Source organism: Amycolatopsis sp. BJA-103 (assembly GCF_002849735.1).
Lineage (GTDB): Bacteria > Actinomycetota > Actinomycetes > Mycobacteriales > Pseudonocardiaceae > Amycolatopsis.
In genome coordinates this window covers 6,313,070-6,333,279 of record NZ_CP017780.1, presented here as the reverse complement: position 1 = coordinate 6,333,279, position 20,210 = coordinate 6,313,070, and the positions used below count along the sequence as shown (strand labels likewise).

Annotated in this window: 14 protein-coding genes; 11 read left to right on the top strand and 3 right to left on the bottom strand. The window is 70.3% G+C overall.

Annotated features, from left to right (window positions below; all coding sequences use genetic code 11):
• The first annotated feature begins 155 nt into the window (after positions 1-155).
• The 3 genes from BKN51_RS27840 (at position 156) to BKN51_RS27830 (ending at position 5,509) form a co-directional block, all read left to right on the top strand.
• Positions 156-539, top strand: a complete 384-nt coding sequence (locus tag BKN51_RS27840) for a WhiB family transcriptional regulator (RefSeq protein WP_007028952.1) — start codon at positions 156-158, stop codon at positions 537-539.
• A gap of 135 nt (positions 540-674) precedes the next feature.
• Positions 675-3,977, top strand: coding sequence for a glycosyltransferase family 2 protein (locus tag BKN51_RS27835; protein WP_168214402.1), 3,303 nt, complete (start codon positions 675-677; stop codon positions 3,975-3,977).
• A gap of 338 nt (positions 3,978-4,315) precedes the next feature.
• Positions 4,316-5,509 (top strand): IS110 family transposase, encoded by a 1,194-nt coding sequence (locus BKN51_RS27830; protein ID WP_101610458.1) that lies wholly within the window; start codon positions 4,316-4,318, stop codon positions 5,507-5,509.
• 231 nt (positions 5,510-5,740) lie between these two features.
• On the opposite strand, the gene BKN51_RS27825 is transcribed toward BKN51_RS27830, so the two are convergent.
• Positions 5,741-6,172 carry a metallopeptidase family protein gene (locus BKN51_RS27825; protein WP_005150818.1) on the bottom strand — a complete coding sequence of 144 codons (432 nt, stop codon included), beginning with the start codon at positions 6,170-6,172 and terminating at the stop codon, positions 5,741-5,743.
• A 116-nt stretch (positions 6,173-6,288) separates the two neighbouring features.
• On the opposite strand from BKN51_RS27825, the gene BKN51_RS27820 reads away from it, so the two are divergent.
• The 5 genes from BKN51_RS27820 to manA all read left to right on the top strand — a co-directional run bounded on the left by BKN51_RS27820 (position 6,289) and on the right by manA (position 10,708).
• Complete coding sequence (locus BKN51_RS27820) at positions 6,289-6,642, top strand: DUF3499 domain-containing protein (RefSeq protein WP_083255246.1); 354 nt, start codon at positions 6,289-6,291, stop codon at positions 6,640-6,642.
• Positions 6,643-6,713: 71 nt separating this feature from the next.
• Complete coding sequence (locus BKN51_RS27815; protein WP_101610457.1) at positions 6,714-8,069, top strand: phosphomannomutase/phosphoglucomutase; 1,356 nt, start codon at positions 6,714-6,716, stop codon at positions 8,067-8,069.
• 52 nt (positions 8,070-8,121) lie between these two features.
• Positions 8,122-8,343, top strand: coding sequence for a Trm112 family protein (locus BKN51_RS27810; RefSeq protein WP_101610456.1), 222 nt, complete (start codon positions 8,122-8,124; stop codon positions 8,341-8,343).
• On the top strand, positions 8,327-9,418 hold the full coding sequence (locus tag BKN51_RS27805) for a hypothetical protein (protein ID WP_101610455.1): 1,092 nt from the start codon (positions 8,327-8,329) through the stop codon (positions 9,416-9,418). The genes BKN51_RS27810 and BKN51_RS27805 overlap by 17 nt, the downstream gene beginning before the upstream one ends.
• Before the next feature lie 66 nt (positions 9,419-9,484).
• On the top strand, positions 9,485-10,708 hold the full coding sequence (manA, locus tag BKN51_RS27800; RefSeq protein WP_101610454.1) for a mannose-6-phosphate isomerase, class I: 1,224 nt from the start codon (positions 9,485-9,487) through the stop codon (positions 10,706-10,708).
• Between the two features lie 305 nt (positions 10,709-11,013).
• Here the strand turns inward: manA and BKN51_RS27795 are convergent, their stop codons facing one another.
• Positions 11,014-14,031: an AfsR/SARP family transcriptional regulator gene (locus BKN51_RS27795; RefSeq protein ID WP_101613493.1), complete on the bottom strand. Its 3,018-nt coding sequence runs from the start codon at positions 14,029-14,031 to the stop codon at positions 11,014-11,016.
• A 155-nt stretch (positions 14,032-14,186) separates the two neighbouring features.
• Here BKN51_RS27795 and BKN51_RS27790 point away from each other — a divergent pair, with 155 nt between their 5' ends.
• The 3 genes from BKN51_RS27790 to BKN51_RS27780 all read left to right on the top strand — a co-directional run bounded on the left by BKN51_RS27790 (position 14,187) and on the right by BKN51_RS27780 (position 17,787).
• Positions 14,187-15,101, top strand: coding sequence for a cation diffusion facilitator family transporter (locus tag BKN51_RS27790; RefSeq protein WP_101610453.1), 915 nt, complete (start codon positions 14,187-14,189; stop codon positions 15,099-15,101).
• 246 nt (positions 15,102-15,347) lie between these two features.
• Positions 15,348-16,868, top strand: coding sequence for an amino acid permease (locus BKN51_RS27785; protein WP_101610452.1), 1,521 nt, complete (start codon positions 15,348-15,350; stop codon positions 16,866-16,868).
• 223 nt (positions 16,869-17,091) lie between these two features.
• Positions 17,092-17,787, top strand: a complete 696-nt coding sequence (locus BKN51_RS27780; protein WP_101610451.1) for an LPXTG cell wall anchor domain-containing protein — start codon at positions 17,092-17,094, stop codon at positions 17,785-17,787.
• Between the two features lie 44 nt (positions 17,788-17,831).
• Here BKN51_RS27780 and BKN51_RS27775 read toward each other — a convergent pair whose 3' ends face one another.
• Positions 17,832-20,126 carry a hypothetical protein gene (locus BKN51_RS27775; RefSeq protein ID WP_168214401.1) on the bottom strand — a complete coding sequence of 765 codons (2,295 nt, stop codon included), beginning with the start codon at positions 20,124-20,126 and terminating at the stop codon, positions 17,832-17,834.
• Between the last annotated feature and the right edge of the window lie 84 nt (positions 20,127-20,210).

The following is a 20,210-nucleotide window of genomic DNA, read 5'->3' as shown; positions in this document are numbered from 1 at the left end:
CCACCAGTCTTCCGTATGCCCGATGTGAAGTTACCGGCGTGTCCCCTTGCGCGATGGGGCGCGGGTATCCCCCGAACTCGCTACTCCGCTTGACCTGACCGCACTACACGGGTGTAATCACAGTGATGTCATTCGTCGCTGGAAGGGGGCGGCGGATGGTGTTTCAACACCGCCAGCCTGGGGAGTGCGTGGACAGCGAGGAGGCGGACGTGCGGTTGGAAGCAGATGGAAGGGAATGGGGGCAAGTCGTGGGTTGGGGTGAGGTCCCGGAGCAGCAACTGGGCGATCTCACCGAGCTTTTCGACGATGCCTCCGCGGAAGAGCAGGACTGGCAGGAACGGGCCCTCTGCGCGCAGACGGACCCGGAGGCGTTCTTCCCCGAGAAGGGCGGCTCCACCCGCGAAGCCAAGCGGATCTGCCTCGGTTGCGAGGTCAAGGACGAGTGCCTCGAGTACGCCCTCGCGCATGACGAGCGGTTCGGTATTTGGGGCGGGCTCTCCGAACGTGAGCGTAGGAAACTGAAAAAGCGAGCTGTGTGACGGCGATCTCCGGCACCTCCAGTGCGCCGGAGATCGCTTCCTGCCCCGCATCCACATAGTGGGGCCACCAACGGGTGACAGGGTCGCGTCGTAGGGTGGCGGCACTCGACTTCGCCGCCACATCTGGAGTGCCCGTTGTCTCGCACTGCCGCGTCACCTGTGCTGCGCACGGTCCCCGTACTGGCCATTGTGGTCTGTCACAACGGCGAGAACTGGTTGCCACTGGCGCTTTCCGCGCTCCGGCGCAGCGGTGTCCGGCCCCGGCACGTACTCGCCGTGGACACCGGCTCCACCGACCGGACGGCCAAGATCCTCGCCGACGCGGCCGCGCCCGAAGGCGTCGTCGGCGGTACCGACACCACTCCCGTTCTGGACGGGATTCTCACACTTTCGGATGATGTCGGCTTCGGTGCCGCGGTCGGCGAGGCCGTCGAGCACGCGATCGAACGCTGGGGAGATCCCGGTGGCTGGCTCTGGCTGCTGCACGACGACTGCGCGCCGGAACCGGACTGTCTCGAAAATCTGTTGGCAGCGGCCGAAAACGAGCCCGAGGCGACGGTGCTCGGTCCCCTCGCGGTGGACTGGAGCGACCCGCGGCTGATCGTCGAAGCCGGACTGTCGACCGACGCCATCGGCCACCGGCAGCAGATCTCGCCCGAAGAGGCCGACATCGCGGTGCTCGCCGTGCCGAGCGCGGGATCACTGGTGCGGCGGGAAGTCTGGCACGACCTCGGCGGCTACGACCCCGGGTTTCCCTTGCTGCGCGAGGATCTCGACTTCGGCTGGCGCGCCAACGCCGCGGGCGGCCGCGTGCTCTCGGTGGCGGACGCCAGGCTCCGGCACGCCCGCGCGCTCAGTACCGGGCAACGGGAACCGGACGCGCTCGGCCTTTCCCTCGCGACGGCGAACCGCGCGCACGGGCTCCGGGTGTTCCTCGTCAATTGCTCCCCGTTGTCCTTTTGGTTCGGCCTGATTCGAATTCCGTTCTTCGCGCTCTTCCGGGCGCTCGCGTTCCTGCTGCTGCGCCGCACCGGCGAGGCGGGCGCGGAACTCGCGGCGACCTGGTACCTGCTGCGCGGCCGCGGCGGACTGCGCGCGGCCCGCGCCGAACGCCGGAAGACCGACCGGCCCGGTGACGTCCGCGGCCTGTTCACCGGACGGGCGACGCGGATGCGCAACGCGGTCCGCGCCGGTGTCGTCGGCCTCGTCCGGCGAGGTGTCGAACGGGACTTCGCCCTCGGGACCGTGCCGGAGAGCGCGGACCAGGAAGGCGCCTGGATCCCGCCGGAGGCGTTGCGGGCCGGGCAAGATCGCCCCGTCGGCCCCGGGGCGCTGCCCGCCGGGGCGATGCGCGGGGTCGGCTCGCGGGGGACGGGACTCCGGCGGCCCAGCGCGGTCGTCGCGGTCGCTGTCCCCGAAGACGTATCCGAGAAACCCGTCGCGGGCAGGCCGAAACCGTCGCCGGTGCCGCGTGACGGCGGGCGGCGGCCGGAGCCGGAACTCGTGTTCGTCGAGGTCGACCGCAAGCGGGTGCTCGGCGCGACCGTGTTCGCCCCGCCGGTCCTCATGCTGGTCGTGCTGACGGCGCTCGCTTTCGTGGTCAACGGTTCCCGGCTCGGACTGGACCTCTTCGGCGGAAAACTGCTGCCTGTCGGCGGACTCGGCGAGATCTGGTCGTCGTATCTCGCGCCGTGGCACGCGATCGCGGGCGGGACGGCGAGCCCCGCGCCCGCGACCCTGCCGGTGCTGGGCACCCTCGGAGCGATCTTCACACCGATCGGCGGACCCGCGGCGCTGGTCGCGATCCTGCTGATCGGGGACATCCCGCTCGCCGCCCTGAGCGCCTACGTGGCCACTCGGCACCTTCGCGTGCGTCGCTGGGTTCGTGCCGTCGTCGCGGCGGCGTACGGCGTGCTGCCCGCCGCCACGGCTTCGGTCGCGCAGGGGCGGCTCGACGTCGTCGTCGTGCACCTGCTGTTGCCGTTGGTGATCGCGGGCATCGTCGGGCTGCTGGTCCGCGCGGACTCGCGATGGCTGCACGTTTCCGCGCTGAGCGCGATCGGGCTGGCGCTCATCGGCGCCTTCTCGCCGCTGGCGCACGCGCTGGCGCTGGTCGGGCTGGTGGTCGGGTTCGTGGTGCTGCCCTCGCCGACCGGGCTCGCGCGGCGGATCGCGTCGGTCGGCATCGTGGTCTTCCTGCCGCTGGCGTTGCTGCTGCCGTGGCCGAGTGTGCTGCTACGGCATCCGGAACTGCTGCTGCACGGGCTCGGCGGTGCCGCCACGGCCGCGTCCGGTGCCGACCTCGCCGGACTGGATCCGGGCGGTCCCGGCGCTTGGCCGATCGGGGTGGCGCTGGTCGCGGCCGCGATCGTCGCGCTGGTGGTCCGGCCGTCGAAGGGCGCGGGCGCCGGTGTCGCCGTCGTCGTGCTGGGTGTGCTCGGGCTCGTGGCGGTGCGGTTCGTGGCGGTGACGCCGATGACGGGCGGCGCGCACGCGACCGGGTACGCCGGGGTGCCGCTGCTGGTGATCGGCGCGGGGCTGCTGTGGACGGTGCTGGCCACCTGGCAGCGCGGCGGGACGACCGTCGAGCCCGCGCCGTGGCTGACGAAGGTCACGGCCGTGGCCGGAGTGCTCGTGCTGCTGACGCTGGTGACCGGCGCGGTCGCCGCCGGCCGGGAAGGCCCGCTGAGGTCGGGCGCGCGTCCCTCGCTCGCCGTCGACGACCTGGCCTCCAGCGGACGCTCGGTCCTGGTCGTGGGTGAGCCCGTTCGGCAGACCGGGGGCCGGTTGCCGCTCTACGGCGACGACGAACTCGCGCCGACACCCGGCAGCGCAGACAGACTGGCCTCGTGGCGCCGCGACCTGCTGACCGGTTCGCCGGACGCGGTCAAGCAGGCCTTCGCGGCCGCTGCGGCTTCCGGTGTGCTGTACGTCGTGCTGCCCGCCGGTGCGGACGGTTCGGCTTTCGTCGAACTCGCGCGGGATCTGGTGGTTGCGGCGGCGCCGACCTCGGACGGGCGTCCGGTGCTGCGGCTGCTGCCCGCGGGCGGTCAGGTGGCGCTCATCTCGCCGGAACTGGCGCAGGCGGCCGTGACCGGGAAGGGCGCGCCGGGGGCGTCGCCAGGGGTGGCGCCGGTGCAGGCCGGACTGCCGGACGTGCGGGTGCGCGTCTCGGAAGGGCCGACCGGACGGCTGCTCGTGCTGGCCGCGGAATTCGAGGCGGGCTGGCAGGCGACCGTGGACGGCAAGGCCGTGCCGATCGTGCGGGCCTGGGGGCATCAGGTGGCGGTCTCGGTGCCTCCCACGCCTTCGGAGGTGGTGGTGGAGCACCAGGGCACCACGCGGAACCTGTTGCTGCTGGCGCAGATCGCCGCGGTGCTGTTCACGCTGCTGACGGCCGTGCCTACGCGGCGGCGGGACTTGCCTTCACGGACTTGAGCTCCTTTGAGCCCCTGACGCGGACGCCCCCAATGCCACATTGGGGACACTCAACGTCCCCAATGCCACATCGGTGCCTCCACCCGGCGACCCCCGCGCTTCCCCCTCCCCGTTACCTTTTTCGTGGCTCCTGGTTGAGGGGCTCGTGGTCGCCAGGCCCGGCATGACTTAGTCCCCCAGTCGTACCCATGATCCGGGGGGTGGTGTCACCGGGTTTGGTGGCATCGAGGGACCGCTGATAGGGACACGGCCGCCTTCGGGTAGGTCTCGTCGTAACGTGGCTGCCGGCCTTTGGTGCTCGACTGGTGACCGTGCACGACGGACGGAAGATACCTTCGATGACCAGCGACTACGCGGTTTTCCTCGGCTTGGACGTCGGCAAGGGCGAGCATCACGCGGTCGGCCTGGACCCGGCCGGGAAACGGCTGCACGACGCGCCGCTGCCCAACACCGAGCCCAAACTGCGGGCGATGTTCGACAAACTCGCCGTTCACGGGCAGATCTTGGTGGTCGTGGATCAGCCCGCGACCATCGGGGCGCTGCCGGTCGCGGTCGCCCGCGCCTGCGGCCACGACGTGGCTTATCTGCCAGGACTGGCGATGCGCCGCATCGCCGATCTCTACCCCGGCAACGCCAAAACCGATGCCCGCGACGCCTATGTCATCGCCGACGCCGCCCGCACCCTGCCCCACACTCTGCGCCAGCTCAACGTCGACGACGAGGCCCTGGCCGAGCTGGACGTGCTCGTCGGGTTCGACGACGACCTCGCCGCCGAGGCCACCCGTGTCAGCAACCGCATCCGCGGCCTGCTCACCGGCATCCACCCCGCCCTCGAACGCGTTCTCGGCCCCAAAATCAGTCATCTCGCGGTGCTGGAAATCCTGTCCCGCTGCGGCGGACCGATCGGGATCCGCAAGGCCGGGCGCCGCAAACTCGCCGCGATCGTGACCACACACGCCCCGCGCATGGGCGCGAAACTGGCCGAGGACATCCTCGCCGCGCTGGACGAACAGACCGTCACCGTCGCGGGCACCGCCGCTGCGGACAAGATCCTCCCCAGACTCGCCGACAGTCTGAAAACCGTTCTCCAACAACGGAAAACCGTCGCCGCCGAAGCCGAGGAGATACTCGATGCGCACCCTCTCGCCCAGGTCCTGACCTCGATGCCCGGCATCGGCGTCAGGACCGCCGCCCGCATCCTCCTCGAAATCGGCGACGCCTCAGGCTTCAAATCTTCCGGCCACCTCGCCGCCTACGCCGGCATCGCCCCGGTCACACACCGCTCCGGGACCTCGATCAAGGGCGAACACCCCGCCAGAACCGGCAACCGCCGCCTCAAACGCGCGTTCTTCCTCGCCGCCTTCGCGGCCCTCTCCGACCCGACCAGCCGCGCCTACTACCAGCGCAAACGCGACGAAGGCAAGAAACACAACGCAGCCCTCATCTGCCTCGCACGACGACGCTGCGACGTCCTCTACGCCATGCTCCGCAACCACACCCACTACCAACACCCCACGACATCAGCCGCTTGACAATTTCCATAGGGACACCCCCCCCGCAATGAACGGGCCTTTCCTTGCAAAATTTGCAAGGAAAGGCCCGTTCATTGCACGAGGAGTGAGTTGTCCACAGGCCAGTCCCCTTGTGGACAACTCGGGGCTTCAGCATCGTTTCCGCAGGTCCCGTCGGTCCCTCGCGATACGCTGGGCTGGGGACGCCCCCCGGGGAAGGGCGGGGGCTGGGGTCGGGGCGGTGTGGGAGAGTCAGTCGCCTTCGATGACGTCGGGTTCGACGCCCAGGTAGCCCGCCACCTGTTCGACGAGGACGTCGTGGACGAGTTCGGCGAGTTCGCCCGGGTCCTTCGCGCGTGCTTCGAGGGGGCGGCGGTAGAGGACGATGCGGGCGCGCGTCGGCAGTCCGGCGCGGTCGACGCCGGCGGGCACGAGCCGTGAGAGCGGGACGGCGCCGTCGTGCAGTACGCCGTCCACTCCGGCCGGTGCGCCATCCGAGCGAACTTCGGGAACGTCGTCGACGGCCACGTCGAGCTTCGTCAGCTCGTGCCGCCACCGCGCTTCGATCGGTTCGAGCGCGTCCAAAACCAGCGCGTCGAACCTTTCTGCCCTGCTAGCGGCGGCGGGAAGGGTCGACGGATACAGCGCTCCGCGCAGGCCCCGGCCGTGCCGGTCCCGGCGCATCCGCCGTCGCTGTCGGGAATCACGAGCCGTCGCCACGATCCGAAGGGTACGCGCTCGGCGAATCAAAGCGCGTGTCGCCGGTACACCTGGCCGGGGACGCGCTATCGTTCTCGATCGTGCGGAGCGTACGAAAGTGTTCGCGAACGGGTTGTCTCGAACCCGCTGTCGCCACGCTCACGTATGCCTACAGCGACTCGACAGCCGTAGTGGGGCCACTGGCCACCGCGAGCGAGCCGCACTCCTATGACCTCTGCGAGGCCCACGCCCTCCGGCTCACCGTGCCCAAGGGCTGGGAAGTCGTCCGGCACGAGGGGGCCTTCGCCGCTCCCGATCCCTCCGCCGACGAGCTGACCGCGCTGGCCGAGGCCGTGCGCGAAGCGGGCCGTTCCGACAAGCCCGCGCCCGGCCCCGAACCCGAGGGTCCCTCTGGCAGGCGCGGCCACCTGCGCGTCCTGCCCGGCCGAGCCTGACACCAAGGCCCGCCGGTAGGCTTTCGAGGCGCCAGAGGGCGTTGTAACGAGACTATTGGCGGGGAGCAGGCGTGCCAGACCTTTCGGGCATCGTGAAGGCCTACGACATTCGCGGCGTGGTCGGTGAACAGCTGAACGCGGCGCTCGTCCGTGACCTCGGCTCGGCGTTCGCCCTGTTGATCAAGGCCGAGTCGGACGCGATCGTCATCGGCCACGACATGCGCGACTCCTCGCCCGAGCTGTCCGCCGCGTTCGCCGACGGCGTGACCTCGCAGGGCCTCGACGTCGTGACGATCGGTCTCGCCAGCACCGACCAGCTGTACTTCGCCTCCGGGTCGCTGAACCTGCCGGGCGCCATGTTCACCGCCAGCCACAACCCGGCGCAGTACAACGGCATCAAGCTGTGCCGTTCGGGCGCCGCCCCGGTCGGCCAGGACTCCGGTCTCGCGGAGATCCGCGACACCGTCGAGCAGGGTGTCCCCACCTTCGCGGGCCAGCGCGGCTCGGTGACCGAGAAGGACGTCCTCGCGGACTACGCGGCATACCTGCGCAAGCTCGTCGACCTGTCCGGAAGCCGTCCGCTGAAGGTCGTCGTCGACGCAGGCAACGGCATGGGCGGCCACACCGTCCCGACGGTCTTCGCGGGCCTGCCCCTCGACGTCGTGCCGATGTACTTCGAACTCGACGGCAACTTCCCCAACCACGAGGCCAACCCGCTCGACCCGAAGAACATCGTCGACCTCCAGGCGAAGGTGCGCGAGGAAGGCGCCGACGCGGGTCTCGCGTTCGACGGCGACGCCGACCGCTGCTTCGTCGTCGACGAGCGCGGCGAGCCCGTGTCGCCGAGTGCCATCACCGCGCTGGTCGCGATCCGTGAGCTGGAGAAGGAGCCGGGCGGCACCATCATCCACAACCTGATCACGTCGAAGGGGGTACCGGAGATCGTCGCCGAGCACGGCGGCAAGCCGGTGCGCACCCGGGTCGGGCACTCGTTCATCAAGGCCGAGATGGCCAAGACCGGCGCGATCTTCGGCGGCGAGCACTCCGCGCACTACTACTTCCGCGACTTCTGGCGCGCCGACACCGGCATGCTGGCCGCGCTGCACGTCCTCGCCGCCCTCGGCGAGCAGACGGGCCCGCTGTCCGAGCTGACGGCGGAGTACTCGCGCTACGCGGCCTCCGGCGAGATCAACTCCACCGTGGACGACCAGGTCGCGCGCATGATGGCGGTCAAGGACACCTTCGCCGCGCGCGACGGCGTCGAGATCGACGAACTGGACGGGCTCACCGTGCAGCTTCCCGGCGGTGGCTGGTTCAACCTGCGCCCGTCCAACACCGAGCCGCTGCTCCGCCTGAACGTCGAGGCCGCCGACGCCGAGGCCGTCCGGGCGCTGACCGAAGACGTATTGGCGATCGTCCGTGGGTAACGAATGTGTCGTGAAAACACACATAGAGATGTCCCACAGGTAGGGAGAGACCATGGCCGTCACGCTTGACGCACAGTTGCTGGAGATCCTGGCCTGCCCGTCCCCCGATCACGCGCCGCTGCGGCCGGGGACGACGGCCGACCCGGAGGCGGACGCGCTGACCTGCACGGAGTGCGGTCGCGTGTATCCGGTCCGTGATGGAATCCCGGTACTGTTGCTGGACGAAGCCACCGAGCCGACGACCCCGGATGGCGCCCATGCCGACGGTCCCTGACGATTCCCTGCTCGACGATCCCGCGCGATTGGCCGAGGCCGACACCGCGGGGCTGCTCCGTGCCGCCGCGATGGCGGGCGCCCAGGTCCGGGCGACCGCCGAAGCCGCGGCCGAGCTCGAACTGAGCGATCGCCTGGACGTCGGGCGCCCGCGCTCGCTCGTGCTGATCGACAGGCCCGGCGTCAGCCGGACGCTGACCAGGCTGGTCGCCGCGCTGCTGACCCCGGCCTGCCCGGTGCCGGTGGTCGTCGCCGAGGTCGTGCCGAGCTGGATCGGTGCCCTCGACGTCGTCTTCGCGCACACCGACGACGCCGGTGATCGTGAGCTGGCCGCTTCGCTGGAGCGTGCCGCCAGGTTCGGTGCGACGGTCGTGCTGTCCGCTCCCGGCGAGGGCCCGGTCGCGGCCGCCGTCGCGGGCAAGGGACTGATCCTCGCGCCGAGGCTCCCGGTCCCGCCGGAAATGGCCTTCCCGCGCGGGCTCGCCGCCGCGCTGCTGACCGCGAACGCGCTCGGCCTCTTGGTGGCCGATCTGGAGCAGCTCGCCGACCACCTCGACGCGGAAGCCGAGAAGGACTACCTGGCGAGGGACTCGTTCGCGAACCCGGCCAAGGCGATGGCGCTGAAGCTGGCCGACCGCCAGCCGCTCCTGTGGGGGCTGGACCCGGTCGCGGTCGCCGTCGGCGAACACGCGGCCCACGCTTTCGCCGCCCACGCGGCCCTCGTCTGTGATGTCGAGGACTATCGCCAGGCCTTGGCAAGGCCCGCTTTGCGGCGTGCGGCATTGTCCGGGGGCGTGGAGCGCGATATCTTCGCGGACCCGGAGGAGGGGGTCGGCGTCGTGCCGAGGGTGTTGCTCCTCTCGGTTCGGACGGGGCCGGCCACGGAGGCGGCCCGCTACCAGGCGGAAGACCTGCTGCCCGGTGCGGATGTGATCGCCCCCGCCGAAGAGATCGAAACGGACGAGATCGTGCGTGCGGCCGTTCTCGCGCTGCGTTTCGAGCTGGCCGCGGTCTATCTGGGGCTGGCCGTCGGCAGCATCGGCGGCGCTGGGAGGTACACGCCTGCAACGGCGTGAGCCCCGGGTGCGACGTAGGAAATGAGGGCCGGCACCACCCGTGCCCGGCGAGGAGTTGAGGTGACAGTGGAGCTGCTGCGCAATGCCGTGCGGCCCTACGCGTGGGGGTCGAGAACGACGATCCCCGAGCTGCTGGGGCGTCCGGTGCCGGCGCCGCATCCGGAGGCGGAACTGTGGATGGGCGCCCACCCCGGCGACCCGTCCCACGTCATCGGCCCGGACGGCACCGAGCGGAGCCTGCTGGAGCTCGTCGAAGCCGATCCGATCGGCCAGCTCGGCGAGGGCTGCGCCGGGCGCTGGGGCGGCAGGCTGCCGTTCCTGCTGAAGATCCTCGCCGCCGAAGAGCCGCTTTCGATGCAGGCGCACCCCTCGGCCGCACAGGCGGCGGAGGGCTACGCGCGCGAGGAGTCGTCAGGCATCCCGCGCGACGCCTCGAACCGCAACTACCCGGATCCGACGGCGAAACCGGAACTCGTCTGCGCGCTGACGGAGTTCCACGCGCTGGCGGGCTTCCGCGACCCGGAACGCACGATCGCGCTGCTGAAGGCGATCGAGACGCCGGGGCTGGCGAAGTACGCGGTGCTGCTGGACGCCCAGCCGGATCCGGCCGGGCTGCGCGCGCTGTTCACCACCTGGATCACCCTGCCGCAGGCCGCGCTCGACGAACTGCTGCCCGAGGTCCTCGATTCGTGCGTGAAGCACATCCAGGAACGCGGCGAGTTCGACGTCGAATGCCGGACCATCCTGGAACTCGGCGAGTCGCATCCGCGTGACGCGGGCGTGCTCGCGGCGCTGCTGCTCAACCGCCTCACCCTCAGCGCGGGCGAGGCGATCTACCTGCCCGCCGGCAACCTGCACCTGTACCTGCACGGCACCGCCGTCGAAATCCTGGCGAACTCGGACAACATCCTGCGCTGCGGGCTGACCCCCAAGCACGTCGACGTGCCGGAGCTGCTGCGCGTCGTCGACTTCGCGTGCGGCGAGATGCCGGTCCAGAGCGGCGAGCGCGAGGAGCGCCTGTCGGTGTACCGCACCGACGCGCCCGAGTTCGAGTTGTCGCGGATCGAGTGGGAGGCCGGGGACGACGGCGAGGTCGCCGTCCACGACGTCGGCCCGCAGATCCTGCTGTGCACCGCGGGCAGCCTCCTGGTGACCGCCGACGACGGCGAACAGGTCGAACTCCGCCGCGGCCAGTCGGTGTGGCTCCCGGCCGCCGACCCCGCCGTCCGCGTCCGGCCGCTCTCCGGTGAGCGCACCCAGGTCTTCCGCGCCACCGCCGGCACCTGCTGACCTCTCCGCGTTTCGTCCTCTGGTTGCGGTCCTTGCACGTGCAAGGACCGCAACCAGAGGACTGTTGAGTGAGCGAAGGCGTGACTCGCGTGAACGCCCTTCCCACCCGAACACGACACGCTTGACCTTCTCCTCGATGAATGCGTCCTTGGCCCGAACTGTGTGCGTTCCGTGTGGCGGGTTCCGCGATCATCATCCGAAGGGGTGACCCTGCGGTTGTCGTCGGCTCGTCCCGATACGGGCCGGCGGCTCTCCGTGGGCTGACTTCCGGGTGGTGCTCGTCTGAGGGGTCGGGCACCACCCGGTCAGGCCGGGGCGGGTTCGGTGAGCGACAACAGCAACCGGACAAGGGCCGAAGCGTTGGCGTCGTGGGGGACATCCAATCGTTTCGCCTCTTCACCCGCCGCCTCGGCCGCCTCCGTTTCCCCGACGGCCTCGTACGCCCTGCGCAGGACGTGCAGGGTGAGGCCGGTCGCGGGTTTCCCGCCCATGGCACGGAATTCGCCGAGGCAGTGGCGCAGCACGGGAATCGCGCGATCGGCGCGGCCGTCGCCGATCCAGCTCGCCGCGATCGCGCGGGTGCAGGAAAGCTCCCGCGGCCGTTCTTCGAGCGCGCCTGCCAGGCGCCGTGCGTTCTCGTACGCCTTCACCGCGTCGGCGCGCCGTCCGGCGCCGGCGAGGATCGCGCCCTGCGTGCGCAGGGACTTCGCCAGTGCCGACCTCGCCGTCGTCCGGCGCAGGACCAGGACGGATTCCTCGACCGTCTCCAGCGCCTCTTCCGGGCGGCCGTCGAGCATCAGCGACCACGAAAGCCCTTGCAGGGCGATGCCGAGCCGGCGGTCGTCGGCCGATTCCCTCGCCTCGGCGAGGATCCGGCGATCGATCTCCAGCGCTTCGGAGATCTTGCCCAGCCTGTGCAGCGCGGCGGATTCCGCCCGCCGCGCATGGGTCCCCGAATCCTCCACAGTGGACAGTTCGCGGGCCTGGGTCGCGGCGTGCAGCGATTCCCCGGCCCGGCCGAGCCCGACGAGGCAGTGCGCCAGATTGGTCTCCACCCACGCTCGCGTGGCCAGATCACCCAGCTCCGCCAGTTCCTTCGAACATTCTCGATACCCCTCGACGGCGCGTTCGTACTCGCCGCGAGCGTGCAGCAACACCGTCAGGTTCGCCTCGGCGATGACCACGATGTGCCTGTCGCCCGCCTTTCGGGCGGCGTCGCGCAAGGTCTCGTACGCCGTCCTCATGTCGGTGTAGTGGCTGTGCAGGTACAGGTACGTGCTCAGCCTTTCCAGTATCCGCAACGCTTTTCGCAGCCAGCCGACGGCGCACAGCGACGAGACGGCGGTGACCAGGTTGGCCCGCTCCACGGAGAACCACGTCCCGGGATCGCGCAGCAGCCGCTCGACCAGTTCGGCCGGCAACGGCTGCGCGGGTAAGTCCTGATCCGACAACGGCATCGGCACCGTCCTCGGCAGGCGGCGGGCCGCCGTGTCGGCGAGGCACAGCGCCGCGTCCGACACCTTCGCGACGGTAGCCACCCGCTCGTCGTGGGTCTCCAGTTCCCGGCCGAGTTCCGTGGCGAACACGCGCACGAGATCGTGCAGGCGGAACCGCTGCTCACCGGTCGGATCGACACCGGTGGCCTCGAGCAGGCTCGCCTCGACGAGTTCGTCGATGGCCTCGTCGGCGTCCTCGCTGTCAGCGCTGTCAGCGCAGTCGATGAGGGTCGACACCGCCCACGCGGGCAGATCGAGCGTGCGGGAGCGGCCGATCAACCGGAACGCGCGCCGCGCGGCCGGGCTCAGGGCCTGATGGCTCAAGGCGATGCTGCCGCGCACCTGGAGATCGCTGACCTGGAGTTCGTCGAGGCGCGAGACCTCGTCCTCCAGCTTCCCGGCGAGTTTCCCGAGCGGCAGGCCCGGCCGCATAGCGAGCCTGCTGCCCGCGATCCGCAGCGCGAGCGGGAGATTGCCGCAGGCCTTGGCGATGCGCTCCGCGTCCGCTCGTTCGGCGCCCACCCGATCCGGCCCGGCCAGCCGTGCCAGCAGGGTCATCGCCTCGGCGCCGGACAGCGGTGCGAGAGGGAGGCGATCCGCCCCGGCGAGCCCGGAAAGCCGCTGCCTGCTGGTGATCAAGACGGCGCTGCCCGGTGTTCCCGGCAGCAGCGCGCGGACCTGATCGGGACCCGCGGCGTCGTCGAGCACCACGAGGACCCGCCGATCGGCGAGACGGCCGCGATAGACCGCCGCCCTGGCCTCGACGTCGTCCGGGATGGCGGGGCCGGTGACACCGAGCGCGCGCAACAGGTCGCCGAGGACGTCGGCGAGGTCCCGCGGGCTGGAGGCGCCCGCGAGCGGGATGAACAGCTGCCCGTCCGGAAAGGACCGGCGGAGCCGGTGCGCGGTGCTGACCGCGAGGGTGGACTTGCCCGCGCCGGGTTCGCCGGTGATCACCGCGACCGGGACGCCCGTGCTCGCGCCGAGCAGCCCGGAGAGCTTCGAGACCTCGCCCTCGCGCCCCGCGAAATCCGCGATGTCCGGGGGCAGCTGGCAGATCGGGAAGACCGGCGCGGCCTTGGCGGGCGGCACCGGATCCTCTCCGCGCAACACGGCGGCGTGCACGCGGCGGACCTCGGCGCCGGGCTCCACGCCGAGTTCCTCGACGAGGGTGGTGCGCAGCTCGCGGTGGACGGCCAGCGAATCGGCCTGCCGCCCGGCGCGGTGCAGCGCGGTCATCAGCTGCGCGGCCAGCCTCTCGCGCAGGGGATGCTCGGTGATCATCGCCTGGAGTTCGCCGGTGAGCTCGCCGTGCCTGCCGTCGGACAGTTCGGCGTCCACACAGTCCTCGAAAGCGGCGAGGCGTTCCGACTCGAGCCGGGCGACGTCCGCGTCGAGCCGGGGGAGATGCAGTCCCGACAGGACCGGCCCGCGCCATTCCGCCAGCGCCCGGCGATAGTGCCCGGCTGCCGACGCCGGATCGCCCGCGCGCGCCGCCGCCTTTCCCGCCGCCGCGGCTTCGCGGAAGGACAGCAGATCGAGGTCGCCGGGCTCGACGATCAGCCGGTACCCGAGCGGGTCACGCTCGATCGCCAGCCCCTCGAACCGCGCCCGCAGACGGGAGACGTAGGTGTGCAGATTCGAGGAGTACGACTTCGGCGGTGTCTCCGGCCAGAGGGTCTCGACCAGGGCGTCGACCGGGACGGACGAGTTCGCGTTCAGCAGCAGGACGGCCAGCAGGGCACGCTGATGATCGCCGCGCGGCGCGGTGCGCCGCCCGGGTGGGCTCTCGATCGTCAACGGTCCGAGCACGCCGAATCGCGGCACGGGCACCTCCCAGGTCATGAGAGGGGCGAGACTAGCGAGGGGATCCGACAATTCTGTGACCTGTCCCGCCCGGCGCCACGGGCCTCATCTGCACTGCTAGCCTTCGAACCCGGCATATCGGGACACCATTTTTCAGGACACCAGGGGAGTTGCACGTGTCTGCAGGTGGCGGAACCAAGGCGATCATCGCCGCGCTCGTGGCGAACGCCGGAATCGCGGCCGCCAAATTCACCGGCTTCCTCATCACGGGGTCGTCTTCGATGCTCGCGGAGTCCGTGCACTCGCTCGCGGACACCTCGAACCAGGGCCTCCTGCTGCTGGGCCAGAAGACCTCGCAGCGCGCGGCGACCCGCACGCACCCGTTCGGTTTCGGACGGGACCGGTACTTCTACTCGTTCATCGTCGCGTTGATGCTGTTCAGCCTCGGCTCGGTGTTCGCGCTGTACGAGGGCATCCACAAGATCAGCGAGCCGGAGGCGCTGACCTCGCCGTGGGTGGCCGTCGGCATCCTCGTGGTCGCGATCGGACTGGAGTCCTACTCCTTCTACACCGCGATCCAGGAGTCGAAGAAGATCAAGGGCGACGCGGGCTGGTGGGCGTTCATCCGCCAGGCCAAGACCCCCGAACTGCCGGTGGTCCTCCTGGAGGACGCGGGTGCGCTGCTCGGCCTGGTGTTCGCGCTCGCGGGCGTCGGGCTCTCGGTCGCCACCGGCGACCCGGTGTGGGACGGCATCGGCACCGTCACGATCGGCCTGCTGCTCGGCGTCATCGCGGTCATCCTGATCATCGAGATGAAGAGCCTGCTGATCGGCGAGGGCGCCTCCGAGCCCGACCTCGACACGATCGTCGACGAACTCGCCGCGGGCAAGGTCGAGCGGGTCATCCACATCCGGACGCTGTACATCGGCCCGGACGAGATGCTGGTGGCCGCGAAGCTCGCGCTGGTGCCCGGGCTGGAGACCGCCGAAGTCGCGCAGGCCATCGACGACGCCGAAGCGCGGGTTCGCGCGAAGGTGCCGACGGCGAAGCTGATCTACCTCGAGCCGGACTTGGACCGCTCGCTGGCGTGAGCCGGTCTCGAACCGGCTCCAGTGCGCCAGGAAAGGCCCGTTCCTTGCAAATTTTGCAAGGAACGGGCCTTTCCTGGTGTCCGGGGGCGCGAAAGCGAGGGATCCGTGATCACCATGCGGGGCAACTGTCCGTATTCCGCCGATCACCGCCGCGACCTTCGGGTACTTCGTTGCTCTCCCACCGCGCTGCCGCCACGATCGGGCGATAGGGTCCCTTGAACCGCAGTCAGGTGTAGGAGGTCAAGGGTGCCCGGAAACGGTCTGTGGCGTACGAAATCCATTGAGCAATCCATCGCGGACACCGACGAACCGGGGACCAAACTCAGGCGGAACCTGAGCGCTTGGGACCTGACCGTCTTCGGTGTCGCCGTCGTCATCGGCGCCGGGATCTTCACGCTCACCGCGCGCACGGCAGGCGACTACGCCGGGCCGTCGGTCTCGCTCTCGTTCGTCTTCGCCGCCATCGCCTGTGCGCTGGCGGCTCTCTGTTACGCGGAATTCGCGTCGACCGTCCCGGTGGCCGGGAGCGCGTACACGTTCTCGTACGCCACGTTCGGCGAGTTCATGGCGTGGATCATCGGCTGGGACCTGATCCTGGAGCTGGCGGTCGGCGCGGCCGCGGTGTCGAAGGGCTGGTCGGCCTATCTCGAAACCGTGCTCTCCTACATCTTCGGCAAGGGCACGAAAACGACGTTCGAGATCGGCGGCGTCCCCGTCGACTGGGGCGCCCTGATCGTGGTGCTGGTGCTGGCGACGCTGCTCGCTGTCGGCACGAAGCTGTCTTCGCGGTTCTCGATGGTGATCACCGGGATCAAGGTCGCGGTGGTGCTGTTCGTGATCGTGCTCGGCATTTTCTACATCAAGGCCGCCAACTACACGCCGTTCATCCCGGAGGCCCAGTCCGGCGCCGAGTCGTCGGCCACCGGGGTCGACCAGTCGCTCTTCTCGGTGTTCGCGGGCAGCAGCAGTAGCTCGTTCGGCGTCTTCGGCCTGCTGGCCGCGGCGTCGCTGGTGTTCTTCGCGTTCATCGGTTTCGACATCGTCGCGACCACCGCGGAGGAGACCCGCAACCCGCAGAAGGCCGTGCCCCGCGGCATCTTCGGCTCGCTCGCCATCGTCACGGTGCTGTACGTCGCGGTGTCGCTCGTGGTCGTCGGCATGGTGAACTACAAGGACCTCGCCACTTCGGCGGGTGACGGCGGCAAGAAGACCCTCGCTTCCGCGTTCGCGGTCAACGGCGTCGACTGGGCGGCCAACATCATCTCCGTCGGTGCCCTCGCCGGTCTGACGACCGTCGTCATGGTGCTGATGCTGGGCCAGATCCGGATCATCTTCGCGATGTCGCGCGACGGCCTCATGCCGCGCAGCCTGGCGAAGACCGGCCCGAACGGGACGCCGAAGCGGGCGACCATCGTCGTCGGCGCACTGGTCGCCGTCGCCGCCACGTTCTTCCCGGCGGACAAGCTCGAGGAAATGGTCAACGTCGGCACGCTGTTCGCCTTCATTCTCGTTTCGGCGGGTGTGATGGTGCTGCGCAAGAAGCGACCGGATCTCCCTCGCGCCTTCCGCGTGCCGTGGGTGCCGTTGATCCCGATCCTGGCGATCGCCGCCTGCCTCTGGCTGATGCTCAACCTGACCGTTTTGACCTGGTTGCGGTTCATCGCGTGGATGGTGCTGGGCGTCGTCGTCTACTTCGTCTACAGCCGTCGCCATTCAGTGCTCGGCAAGCAGAACAAGGCCGAGAAGACGGAGTCCGTTTCGGACTGATCATTCTCGTTTCGGCGGCCCACCATTCCTCTGTGGATGGTGGGCCGCTTTGTCGGGGGCCCCGGTTTCGGTGTGAAATCGGTGTGCGATAGCGTCCGGTCTCTCGCCTCACCCTGTCGGGTGAACGGAACTCGTGTAGAAGCACCGCGAGTTGACCTTCATCCCTCGAATGAGGCACCGCGCTTTGCTCGTTTGTCCCCCGATCGGTACAGGAGAGCTCTGAATGCAGATCATGTCCGGACGGCGTGTCCGTTCCGCCGTCACCGTCGTCGCACTGGCGACCGCCGCCCTGCTCGGTACCGCCGGTTCGGCGCTGGCCTGTCACTCCGATGACGACCGCGCCAAGCCGATCCCCGGCAACATCAGCAAGTGCGAGCAGGTCAAGGCCGGCGGCAAGGCCCTGTCCGACGCGGACTTCAAGTTCACCGGTGGCGCCGGTGAGAAGCGGCTCAACATCACCGGCCTCGGCGAGGGCGTCAAGGTGACCGCGATCGTCGTCCTCGGTGGCGACGACGGCTACAACGTCTACGAGCCCGGCAAGCGCAAGCTCTCCGACACCCCGCCGTGGACCGAGCTGCGCGCGCCGTTCAACCGCGACGGCAGCAAGGCGAACATCGACAAGTGGTACGCGTGCGGCGAGAAGACCAAGCCGACCGAGCAGCCGAAGCCGTCCGAGCCGACGAAGACCTCGACGGCCAAGCCGCCGACGACCGCGCCGACCTCGACCACGGAGAAGCCGTCCGACACCCCGACCAGCACCTCCGCCCCGGCCCCGAACGTGGGCGGTAACGGTGGCAACGGCGGCGGTCTCGCGGACACCGGTTTCGACAACGCCTGGCTGCTGTGGGCCGGTGGCCTGCTGGTGCTGGCCGGTGCCGGCGTCCTGGTCCTGCTGCGCGTGCGTCGCAAGGCCGACTGAAACTAGCTGATGCCTGAAGGCCCTCTTCCTCGTGAAGGGGGCCTTCAGCGCATTTGCGGGAAGTCCCCGAACAGCGATCCCTGCTCGCCCCAAGGGTTCGACGGGCGGGGGCGGCCGAGCCCGGCGGCCATCGCGACGGCGTTGTCCCATTCGGCGTCGACGACGTAATCCGTGTGCTTGAGGACGCCGGGTGCCCAGCGGTGCCGCCCGGTCGGCCCGCGCATCGGGTCCGGCAGCCAGTGATCGCCGCCGAGCACCAGGACACCCTGCTCGTCGGCTTCGGCGGCGAGCGGACCCGTTCCGCCGGTGGCCAGGTAGCCGTCGCCGAGCAGTTTCCCGGACACCACCCGGTGCCGCCACGTCGTGACGCCGCCGCCGAAGATGTCCGTGCCGCGGCACAGCGCCCGCCAGCGGCCGTCGAGATCCTCGTACAGCCCTGCCAGCTGCGCCTGCGGCAGCATCGCGGGGAAGGCTCGCTGGTAACCCCATTGCAGCGGTGAGCCCGCCGTCAGCAGCCCGACGCGCTCACGGTCCTCGGGCGGGAGGTCGGCGAGCACGCGCGCCGCGGCGAGCACGGTCAGCAGGCTGCCGAGGTTGTACCCGGAGAGCACGACCCGCGTGCCCGGATCGGCCAGATGTTCCTTGACCCGGTCCGCGAGTTCCGGGACGACCTTGAGCGCGTAGCTCGGCGGAACGATCGGATGGGCGGCCCGCGGCCAGAAGCACACGAGGTCCGCCAGCGCGCCGAGGTGACGGCTGCGCTTGGGCGTCGTCGCGGCGGCGAAAACGACGCGCAGCAGTCCTGCGGCCAGGGCGCCCAGCGCGAACACCCCGATCCCCGAAATCGGTTTCGACCACTCGCCCAGCGGGCCGAAACCGAAGCGCAGCACCAGGAGCGCGCCGCCGCCCGCCGCCATCGCCAGTGCCACCGCGAGCGCCAGATGGTGCAGATGCTTGCGTTCCCACGAGGCGCGCGCCCAGACGTGGGCGGCCTCCTCTTCCTGCGCCTTGCCGATCTCCATCAGCCCGACGATCTTCGGGACGCCTCGCCGCAGCCGCCGCAGCGGGACGGCCACCGCGAAGCCCAGCAAGCCGAGTACGACGGCGAGCGCGAGCCCGGCGCCCCACAGCACGGTCACCAGGACGTAGGTGTCGGGGAGCCGGAGGTCGCTCGCGCCGACCAGTTGCCGCAGCGCGACCGCGAGCCCCGCGCCGAAGCCGCCGCCGAGCAGGCCCGCCAGCGCGACGACCGGCGCCGCGGCCCAGCCGCCGAGCCAGGGCCGCAACCGGCGTGGCAGGTGCTTCCAGGTCGAACGGCCGAACAAGGCCGCCGGGATGAGCATCAGCGCGAACAGCACGGTCACCGCGACCATCGCCGCGCCCAGCGCTTCGACCGTCCCTTCCGCCCCGCCCAGCCCGCCGCCCGGCAGTCCGGCGGGCAGCGGCGTCCGGCGGACGACGGCGATCCCGACCAGCGCGACGGCGAACGCGATCATCCCGCCGCGGACCACCGGCCCGGCGGAGAAGCCGACGGTCGAGGCCACCAGCGCGGCGAGGACGAGCGCCATCGCGCAGATCCACACGACGAGGTCGAACGTCACCGTCGGCAGCCGGAACGGCCCGCCGAGCAACGGAAGCGCGAGGCAGGTCAGCGCGGCGACGGTGTGCAGCGTGCGCAGGCCCGGCGTCCGCGGCATGTCCTGTGGCTGCAACGGGGCCGGACTGTGCGCGCGGTGCAGCCGATTCCGTGACCGCCAGTCCGACGACGGGATCCGGTCGAGCACGAAGATCAGCACCAGCAGCGGCACCACCCCGATGGCCGTCCGCAGCGGCGCGAAATCCCGCAGGAACGACGGCGCGCCCGCCAGGCACGTCGAGCCGGGGGCGAGGCATTGCGCGGCGAACAGGTCGAGCGAGACCACCGCGAGCTGGCTGATCAACAGCATCGTCAGCAGCAGCGAGGCCACCCGCAGCACCGCCCGGCACGCCGTGCCGAGCGCGGCCGCGAAGCGTTTGCCCTCCGGGACCGGCGGGAGCATCCAGTGCGCGACGTTCGCCAGCGAGAACGGGAACAGCAGCGCCCAAGTCGCCTTCGCCGCGCCCCCCGAGGTCATCCCGCTCCACAGGTAGCCTTCGAGGATGCGCGGGATCGAACGGCCGAGCGCGGGCAGCACCGGTCCGGGAGCGGGGCGGCGCAGCCGGTCCGACGGCCGGATCAGCCTGCCGATCCCGTCGCCCGCGACGTCGACCACCGACGTCGAATCCAGCAGACTTTCACCGCTCGTGCCCACTAGCCCGGGTACGCGTATTTCGACGACGCGGGTATCGGGACCCGGCATGACCACGGTGAAGGCCTCCAAACAGTGCAGTGGGCTTTGAGCCGACAACGGTACTGTTCTGTTGTCATCCAACCTTGGAGGAAG